The 7,834-nt window shown below is 67.6% G+C and carries 11 protein-coding genes; 5 read left to right on the top strand and 6 right to left on the bottom strand.

The genetic code is table 11. From position 1 onward, the window contains the following. From FJV41_RS46540 to FJV41_RS46520, 5 genes are all read right to left on the bottom strand, one after another. The coding region (locus FJV41_RS46540; protein ID WP_141649068.1) for a C40 family peptidase at nucleotides 1–329 on the bottom strand (329 nt) is incomplete at its 3' end. An 81-nt stretch (nucleotides 330–410) separates the two neighbouring features. Further along, nucleotides 411–911, bottom strand: a complete 501-nt coding sequence (locus FJV41_RS46535) for a hypothetical protein (RefSeq protein WP_141649067.1) — start codon at nucleotides 909–911, stop codon at nucleotides 411–413. Between the two features lie 52 nt (nucleotides 912–963). Further along, nucleotides 964–1,353 carry a hypothetical protein gene (locus FJV41_RS46530; RefSeq protein ID WP_141649066.1) on the bottom strand — a complete coding sequence of 130 codons (390 nt, stop codon included), beginning with the start codon at nucleotides 1,351–1,353 and terminating at the stop codon, nucleotides 964–966. After that, nucleotides 1,350–1,940: a hypothetical protein gene (locus FJV41_RS46525; RefSeq protein ID WP_141649065.1), complete on the bottom strand. Its 591-nt coding sequence runs from the start codon at nucleotides 1,938–1,940 to the stop codon at nucleotides 1,350–1,352. Before FJV41_RS46525 ends, FJV41_RS46530 begins: the two co-directional genes overlap by 4 nt. Then, nucleotides 1,937–2,116 (bottom strand): hypothetical protein, encoded by a 180-nt coding sequence (locus FJV41_RS46520; protein WP_141649064.1) that lies wholly within the window; start codon nucleotides 2,114–2,116, stop codon nucleotides 1,937–1,939. The genes FJV41_RS46525 and FJV41_RS46520 overlap by 4 nt, the downstream gene beginning before the upstream one ends. Nucleotides 2,117–2,581: 465 nt before the next feature. Between FJV41_RS46520 and FJV41_RS46515 the strand changes: the two genes are divergently transcribed. From FJV41_RS46515 to FJV41_RS46505, 3 genes are read left to right on the top strand one after another with little or no spacing between them, the layout of a single operon-like run. Then, on the top strand, nucleotides 2,582–2,998 hold the full coding sequence (locus FJV41_RS46515; RefSeq protein WP_141649063.1) for a hypothetical protein: 417 nt from the start codon (nucleotides 2,582–2,584) through the stop codon (nucleotides 2,996–2,998). Between the two features lie 22 nt (nucleotides 2,999–3,020). After that, nucleotides 3,021–3,626 carry a hypothetical protein gene (locus FJV41_RS46510; RefSeq protein WP_141649062.1) on the top strand — a complete coding sequence of 202 codons (606 nt, stop codon included), beginning with the start codon at nucleotides 3,021–3,023 and terminating at the stop codon, nucleotides 3,624–3,626. Then, the gene (locus FJV41_RS46505) at nucleotides 3,616–5,130 is read left to right on the top strand and encodes a terminase large subunit domain-containing protein (protein ID WP_141649061.1); all 1,515 of its coding nucleotides are present in this window, start codon (nucleotides 3,616–3,618) and stop codon (nucleotides 5,128–5,130) included. The genes FJV41_RS46510 and FJV41_RS46505 overlap by 11 nt, the downstream gene beginning before the upstream one ends. A gap of 81 nt (nucleotides 5,131–5,211) precedes the next feature. Here FJV41_RS46505 and FJV41_RS46500 read toward each other — a convergent pair whose 3' ends face one another. Beyond that, nucleotides 5,212–6,120 (bottom strand): DUF2726 domain-containing protein, encoded by a 909-nt coding sequence (locus FJV41_RS46500; protein ID WP_181791437.1) that lies wholly within the window; start codon nucleotides 6,118–6,120, stop codon nucleotides 5,212–5,214. 123 nt (nucleotides 6,121–6,243) lie between these two features. Here FJV41_RS46500 and FJV41_RS46495 point away from each other — a divergent pair, with 123 nt between their 5' ends. Beyond that, the gene (locus FJV41_RS46495) at nucleotides 6,244–7,566 is read left to right on the top strand and encodes a phage portal protein (protein ID WP_246137850.1); all 1,323 of its coding nucleotides are present in this window, start codon (nucleotides 6,244–6,246) and stop codon (nucleotides 7,564–7,566) included. 21 nt (nucleotides 7,567–7,587) lie between these two features. Continuing rightward, on the top strand, nucleotides 7,588–7,834 hold a 247-nt coding region (locus tag FJV41_RS46490; protein WP_497812673.1), incomplete at its 3' end, for an HK97 family phage prohead protease.

Below are 7,834 nucleotides of genomic sequence, written 5' to 3'. Positions count from 1 at the left end.
CCCACCACCAGCCCATCGCCCAGGTACACCATGACGTGCTCCGGGTCGGTCGGGTCGGTCTTGGAGTGGTAGAGCACCAGGTCGCCCGGCTTTGGCTCCTCGGCGTGGCTCACGCGCACGCAGTCAGCCCACAGTCGGTCGGTGTTGTGCGAGCCCCGCCAGTCCGGGCCGCACACCTCACGCAGCGCCCACGTCACGAGGCCGGAGCAATCGAAGAGGCGCTGGTGGGTGACGCCGTCGCGCTCGCCCTTCGCGCCCCAACGATACGGGCAGTGCATCTGCGAGAGGACCGTGGCGATGAAGGCGGTGCGCTGCGTGGGTCGAAGCATGGACAACACTCCTGGAGGTGAGGGTTACCCTCCAGGAGAAGAGGCGGCCTGCGCCGAGACGGGCACGGGCCAGGGCGCGACTCAGGAGCCGAAGCCCATCTCCTCCGGGGGCAAGCTGTCGCGGAAGACGGACAGCCAGCCGGCACGCACCAGCACGGAGCAGGAGCCGAAGGGCGGGAGTTCGGCCCCCGTCACCTCCGAGCGCCCGTCCGTCGCACTGCAATACGTCTTGTAGAAGCGCTCGGCCTTGTGGAGTTCAAGGCTACTCGCCGCCGCCAGGGCAACGCGGGCGCGCTCCACCAACTCTTCAGGCGGGGTGTAGGCCGGCGCCGCGGGCTGCGCCGACACCTGTGGCGGCCAGTACCAGGTGCCCGGCTGGTCGGGGCCACCGGGCGCGGCGCTGGGAACGAACGGCACGACGGGCAGGATGTCGTCGACAACATGATCGACGAACACGTGCAGCGCGACGCGTTCCCCCTCGGCGACGTTGGCGACGATGGCAGGGCGCGCCTGCCCCCTGGACGGGCCTTCGGGGATGACGAAGTGGACGATGCGGCCGATGGTGGGTTGCTGCTTGCTCATGTGGTGCTCCCGGGACTGCGCGTGGACAACACCCCGGGAGAAGGGGCGCGCATCAGGTGTCGGAGCGCTCGCCACCGGCAGCCGCTACAAGGTTCGCGGCGCGCTGGAGCTGCTGCCGTGCCCCGCGCTCGCCCATCAGCAGGTGGGTCTGATTGGAGAGCTGAAGGAGCTGGGGGCGCGCTTCGTTCTGGAACGACTCCAAGGTGCGGACACGCTGGTCCATGAGCCGCTGGGCCGCGTCGATTTCCCCTACCCGCCGCAGGTCCGCCTTGATGTCCTTCACATCGGCAGCGACGGTCCCCACCCGCTCCACGAGCAGGGGCACCTGGTCGGCGGCCTGCTCGTGCTTCACCTGCCGGCGGGCCAACAGGCCGTTCAACAGAGGCACCAGGAGTTGGCTGACCGCAAGGGCGAGGATGGCGGTCTCAATCGAGGGGGTCATCGCCCGCCACCGCGCGTCTCCGCCGGGAACGGCCGAACCGGCGACACGCCATCTCCGCCCGTGTCGGTCACCTCGAAGCAGATGGGCTTGCTGTCGTCATCGATGAGGCAGGTCACCCACCCCCACCCAGCACGAGGTCCAGCCGGGATGGTGCCCAACACCCCGTTGATGAGCCCGAGGACACCCACCGTGCAGCGCCCGTCCGTGTCGCGCGCAACCTGGATGGAGGGGTGCAGCGCCAGTGCATTGCCGCACGGCACGCGCGTCGCGAGGAGTTGAGCAACCGCCTCCGGGTCCGCCGACAGGGCCGCGTTGAGTGCGGCCGCGGCATCGAGCGCGTGGCGAGGTGGGCCGGACGCGGCTGCTCGGTCCCGCTCGTGCCGCTGTGCCTGCTGCTCCCGGGCACGCAGCTCGTCGAGCCAGAACAGGCATGCCACGGCAATGGCCATGGGGACGAAGGCGCCGAGAGCGCAGGCCAATGCGATGGGTCGGGCTCCCAGCAAGGCGATTGGTCCTGCGACGATGACGAGCGCGCCACCGACCACGGCAGATGCCTGTCCCACGAACGCGACGGTCTTGATGTTCATCGCGCCCTCGGGGCATTCAGCGCCTGGAGTGCCGCCGCGTACCACCGCTCTTCGTAGTCCGGGCCGTCCGCAACCGACGGGCGGACGTGGCGCGTGTGGTTGAGGCACCTGTTGTACGAGGCTCCTGTCGTCTCCTGGAGCCGCCGGGCGATGCGCTGTTCCGTGGTCTTGGCCATGCCCGGCAGAAGGGGCGGGCCACCGCGACACCGGCGCGGGTGACGTCGCGCTTTGCGACAGCACCAAAGGGGTCTGTTCCGTCCAGACTCCTCGCGCCGCCTTCCCCACCACGCGCCTGGATGGAAGCGAAGAAAGGGGAAATCGACAGCCCGTGAAGGGGTCGCCAATGCCGACACCCTTACATGTAGCACATGAAGCGATTCCGCTGCGACTGAACGCAGGTATGACACCCCTGGGGTGGGAAACCCACATGTACCCCCAAAATCGGATTGCTCGGCGCCCTGCAATCCGGGCGTGCGGAATCCCCAGCGGTTTTCCCCGAAACTGTTAGGCGACCCCCCGTTTTCCCAGGGCCCCTGGCGTTCCTGGCGGGCCGCTGGCGCGTCCTGGGTGCGTGTCCATGGTCGTGGGCCACCCTGCCGATGCATCGAATGGCGGCCCGCTAGCGCCCCTTCTGGGAGGGCATGACCACCGACTCAATCCGTCGCCTCGCCGACCGCCTCCGTGGGCATGCCGACGTCACCGCCTTCGCCACCCCCTCAGGGCTCGCCCTCACGGGGCGGCGCAAGTACGCAGGAAGGACCGCGCACCTCTCCGCCGACCAGGTCGCGCTGGCGAATAGGAACGGCACCGACATTCGGACCGTTGTGCGAGAGGCCCTCGGCATCCCCACCGACAGTCCGGACGCCGGCGCCGAGCCCGCGCCCGAGCCACAGCGAACCACCCTCTCCGACCTAGCCGCCGTCATCAGCGCCGCAGGCTCCGTCGTGGCTGTCTTCAACGCGCCGGGGAGCCGAGTGCCTGGCGAGGAGGTGACGAAGGCTACCGACGCCGTGCAGGCGCTGCTCAAGCGCGCCGTGCAGATAGCGTGCGGCACGTAGTCGGCACCCCTTCTCTGGGGGTGTGGCCCGTCACCGCGAACATGACTCAGATGCCGAGCCTGCCGAGGTGCTGGGCCTGGACCCGCTCGCGACGTACCGGCCCCTCAAGCAGCGGGGCCCGGCGACGACGCTGACCGAGCCCCTTGGCCTGGCGCTCTGCCGCCACATCGCGGCCGGCCGCTTCCTTCGGGACGCGGCTGTGCTCGCGGGCACGAGCGACTCCGTCGTGCAGGGGTGGCTCCGGCGCGGGCGCGAGGACATCGAGGCAAACGAGCAGACGCTCTACACCTGGTTCACGATGGAGTACGAGGCCGCCTCCGCGCACTTCCGCCGAGCGCTGGAGGAGCTGGTCCTCGCGAACATCGGCAACCGCTCGCTCCTGGAGAAGTTCATCCGGTGGCGGCTCTCCATCTCCGACCCCAAGCACTACACGCTGCCCAGGGTGAGTGCGGCGCCGACGGCGGGCAACAACCTCGGGCCGCTGTTCGAGTTGGTCACGCCGGAGCAGGCGCGGAACAAGCTCGACGAGAAGCTGGAGCGCTTCCTCGAGGAGCACGACAAGTTCGAGGCAGCCGTCGCGGCTCCTCCTGCCGACGGCGAGTCGGGGGAGGACGACGATGGTTGCTAGCGCGGCGATGCTCGACGCCGCCGAGGACCTGCTCGCCGGCATCCCCGTCATCACCTCGGTGACCCACGGCCGGCACTCCCGTCTCCAACGGGTAGCGCTCCGTGCTCGCGCGAGCCGCGGCTCGGCCGTCGGGCTGGTGGACCTGCTGGGACTGACGGCCCAGGAACTCGTAGCGCTCTACTACGAGCCCATCTACTCATTGCGCCCGGTTCAGGCGCCACCCCTGCACTACCGCACGTTCTTCTTCATGGGCGGGCGCGGCGCCGGAAAGACATACTCCGGGGCATGTGCTGTCATTGAGGAGGCGCGCGCGGACCCAGAGGCGCGCATCCTCATCGTCGGGCCGACCTACAGCGAGATAGTCAAGAACCAGCTCGAAGGAACGAGCGGCATCCTCACGCTCAGCCCTCCCTGGTTCTATCCCAAATATGAGAAGGCCAAGCGCCGACTGGTGTGGCCCAACGGCGCGCAGGCCACGTGGCTGCCCGCGAAGAATGCGGACAAGTTCCGCGGGCACCAGTACACGTTCATTTGGGCCGACGAACCCGTGGCGTGGAAGGGCGACGCCGTGGCCGTCTACAAGGAGTGCCGCGCCGTCAACCGACTGCGCACCTCACGCATGCGCCGCGAGGGGCTGTCGGCGCGCATGTTCATCACGACGACGCCCGCGCCCACGGCGTTGTTCCGCGAGATGCTGGGCGACCGGGACGGCCTGGTCCTCGCGCGCAGTTCGACACTGGAGAACACCGACAACCTCGACCCGGCTTACGTGCGGTACGCGCGCCGGGTGATGCACAGCACCGAGGGGAAGCGCGAGTTCATGGGCGAGCTGACGTTCGCCATGGACCCGGCTCTCTATCGGAAGGTCAACTGGACCAAGACCCGCGTCGCCCCGAAGAAGCGCCCCAGTTCCTTCGACTACATCGTCATCAGCATCGACCCGGCAACGGGCGAGAAGAAGACGTCCGACCTGCACGGCATCGTCGTCGTCGGAGTGCGGCGCGAGGCCGATGGGATGGACCACGTCTACGTCCTGGCCGACCTGTCACTTCAGTCACCCGAGCCCAGTGCATGGGCCAAGAAGGCGGTCGAGGCGCTGCGCTACTGGGAGCCGTACGCCGCGAAGGACAGCCGCGGGCGTCCACGTGCCTGGATTTTTGCCGAGACGAACTCGGGCGGGAACATGGTGAAGTCGACCATCCGCACGGTCGCCAAGGTGAAGCTGCGGACGGAGCGAGCCCGGCAGTCGAAGGCCGAGCGAGCGGCGCCCGTGTCGTCCTATGCAGAAAGCGGACTGGTCCACATGGTGGGCAAGCACGAGAAGCTGGAGGCCCAGCTCGCGAAGTTCACCGGCGCCGAGGGCGGCCATGGACGCGACGACCGCGCCGACGCCTTCGCGTGGCCCATCTTCAAGTACGTCATCCCGAAGCGGCAGAACGTCGGAGCGGCCGAGCGCGAGGTGAAGGACGTCACGGCGGGCTCGGACAGGGACGAGGACGAGTAGGAAGGCGGCCACGCATTGAACGACCGCGTGGATTCCGTGTCTGTTCGAGCACCACGGACTCTGGCCTAGGGCGTCACAACTCTATCTCTTGCCCTCGTTGGTGAATTTAATAACAGGATGAACACCGCCGCCCTCATCAAATGACCAGCCCTTTGCCCACTGTGCCCTTCTCATCCGTGCAACCACGGCAGGCGGCGCGAGCGGTGTGCGAATCCCACCAATGTACTGTAGAATTTGCTGCTCAAGGTCCACAACAGCTAGCGTCGTCGACACATCGTGCTCAGGGATCGGGAGGTCATTTCCCGTTAGACACCCTCCCCAGCCAACAAGGGTCCCTGTCTCCACAAACGCGAGGGCAAATGTTACGGTTCCACCAGCAGAATAGCCTGCATAGTTTGCATTGAAGGTCGCTGGAAACCGCAAGACATGACCATCAGCGACATACTGATGCATCCGATTGTATGCCGACACGACGGGATCAAGCGGAAAGTGTAGTTTCCCGCCGACAAAGTCCACGCCGATGTCGGTTGGGAATACGATTTCGTCACTCGGAATTGCGCCACTGGAGTAGGCATCCGCGATTGCGTCGGCATGCGGAAACAAGGTTGCAATCCAGGTCAGGGCGCTGGCAAAGCCATCAAGCTTTGTCGACAGTGCAGTCGGGCCGACCCGGACAAGAGGCATGTTCAGCTTCCTGCAAATCATGTTCTTCAGGCGGTCCTTACGCTGTGCGGCCGCACTCTTGTGACTCTCGCCGTCGACCTCGGCCGCAAAGAGAATCTCACCATCACCCGACCGCGCAACGACTAGGTCAAAGCTGGCCATGAACGCGTAGTTCCGTTCTGCGCCAGTCAGAGCATCTACATCAAGCACCTGCGAGAGACTGCACTGGGAAGAAATGACGAACCCGTTTGCCCGTGCCCACTCCGTGAGCTGTCGGTGCCCCGTCGCCTCGTTCGCATTTGCAAACAGCCTCTTCTTTCTAGCCATGCCCCCTCCTCGCCTGGACGAGACGACGAAGGCTACTGCAAGGTGGCCCTCCCCGGAACGCCGTACCCGCCCCTTTTCCGGGGCATGGCCTCTCTTGTTCGCCGTGCCCTGAAGGCAGTCGGGTTGCTGCCCACCCATCGCGGCCCCCTCGTCTACGCCCTGCCCGTCGTCAGCTTCTCTCCGCGCCGGGGGAGCCGCGCCGTCCTCGCCGCCTACCGTGAAAGCGGCTGGCTCCGCGCCGTGGTGGACACCGTGGCGGACGCTGTCGCGACGCCGCGCTGGAAGGCCTACAAGCGCGTCGCGCATGGCGACGCAAAGCGCTGGCACGGGGACCCGCGGTGGAAGTCCACCGTCAAGGCCGAGCGGCGCAAGGCGCTGGAGGAAGGCACCGAAGCCGGCGAGCTGGTGGAGCTGCCGGCCCACGAGATACTCCGGCTGCTGGAGTCGCCACACCCAGAGTTCCCCGGGCGGGAGCTGCGCAAGCTCGCGCAGCTGCACCTGGACCTGGTGGGAGAGGCGTTCTTCTGGCTTCGGCTCGGCGAAAACGGCCGGCCCGTCGGCTGGGAGGCGGTGCCGCCGCACTGCGTGCTCCAGACGCCCCAGCCCGGCGCCCCATTCTTCGCCGTCTCGTATGGCCTCTTCCACGGGCAGGTGGCGGCCGCGCACATGCTCTGGCTCAAGCACCTCGACCCGGAGAATCCCCTGGGGCGTGGCACCGGGCGAGGCATGGCGCTGGGAGACCAGCTCGACACGATGGAGGCCATCGACCGCGCGGCGAAGGCCACCTTCGAGCGAGGCGGAATCCCCGCGGCGGTGGTGGGCGTGGACTCGAAACGCGACAGCTTCGAGGGCGAGGAGGCCGCCGAGGACCTGGAGAAGCGATTCAAGGAGGAGCACAAGGGCCCGGAGAACGCGGGCAAGGTGTGGTTCGCCCCTGGCGGTGTTTCTCTCGCTCAGATTGCCGTCAACTACCGCGAGCTGCAGGCGGACGAGCTGGCGACGGGCCTGCGCGCCTACGTGCGCCAGACGTACAACGTGCCGCCCGAGTTGCTGGGCGACACCGCTTCCAGCAACCGGAGCACGTCCGAGGCAGCGAAGTACCACCTTGCCGAGTATGCCGTGGCCCCGCGCCTGGAGTTCCTCCTCTCCTGGTTCCAGCACCGCCTGGTGCCGCTCGTCGACGCGGATGTCATCCTCGACTACGAGGACCCGCGCCCGCAGGAATGGGAGAGGGTTTTCCGCGCGATGACGACGCCCATCACCCCGGCCTTCACGCAGAACGAAGCGCGCGAGCTGGCCGGGCGTCAGGCGCTGCCGGAGTTGGAGGGCGTGCTCGGGCCGACCCTGCCGGGCCAGGGCGGTGGCGGCAACAACGGGGAGAGCGCCGCCGCCAACGCCACGCCGGAGCCGCCGCGCGACAGGACGGGCGAGGAGGGGCGTGTGTAGCGCCGCCCCTTCTACCGGGGCATGACCAAGCCCAAGACCTTCCAGAAGCTGCTGGAGTCGAAGCCTGCCGCGAGCGGCGCCACCAACGCCGCCCCGGTGTTCCGAATTACCTCCACGTCGTTGGACCGGCACAAGGACCGCGTCCTCGCCATCAAGTCGGCGGGAGACGAATTCCGCGTGCCGCTGTTGTGGAACCACGACTCCTGGAGCCCCGCCATCGGCGTCGCGCGGTGCTTCCGCGAGGGCACCGAGTGGTTGATGGAGCCCA

It is taken from the genome of Myxococcus llanfairpwllgwyngyllgogerychwyrndrobwllllantysiliogogogochensis (genome assembly GCF_006636215.1).
Classification (GTDB): Bacteria; Myxococcota; Myxococcia; order Myxococcales; family Myxococcaceae; genus Myxococcus; species Myxococcus llanfairpwllgwyngyllgogerychwyrndrobwllllantysiliogogogochensis.
The sequence above is the reverse complement of the archived record's forward strand: the minus strand, read 5'-3'. Positions and strand labels throughout refer to the sequence as shown.

Coding starts and splice junctions, on each gene's coding strand:
- FJV41_RS46535 (WP_141649067.1), bottom strand. CDS start 911: ATGAGCAAGCAGCAACCCACCATCGGCCGCATCGTCCACTTCGTCATC.
- FJV41_RS46530 (WP_141649066.1), bottom strand. CDS start 1,353: ATGACCCCCTCGATTGAGACCGCCATCCTCGCCCTTGCGGTCAGCCAA.
- FJV41_RS46525 (WP_141649065.1), bottom strand. CDS start 1,940: ATGAACATCAAGACCGTCGCGTTCGTGGGACAGGCATCTGCCGTGGTC.
- FJV41_RS46520 (WP_141649064.1), bottom strand. CDS start 2,116: ATGGCCAAGACCACGGAACAGCGCATCGCCCGGCGGCTCCAGGAGACG.
- FJV41_RS46515 (WP_141649063.1), top strand. CDS start 2,582: ATGACCACCGACTCAATCCGTCGCCTCGCCGACCGCCTCCGTGGGCAT.
- FJV41_RS46505 (WP_141649061.1), top strand. CDS start 3,616: ATGGTTGCTAGCGCGGCGATGCTCGACGCCGCCGAGGACCTGCTCGCC.
- FJV41_RS46500 (WP_181791437.1), bottom strand. CDS start 6,120: ATGGCTAGAAAGAAGAGGCTGTTTGCAAATGCGAACGAGGCGACGGGG.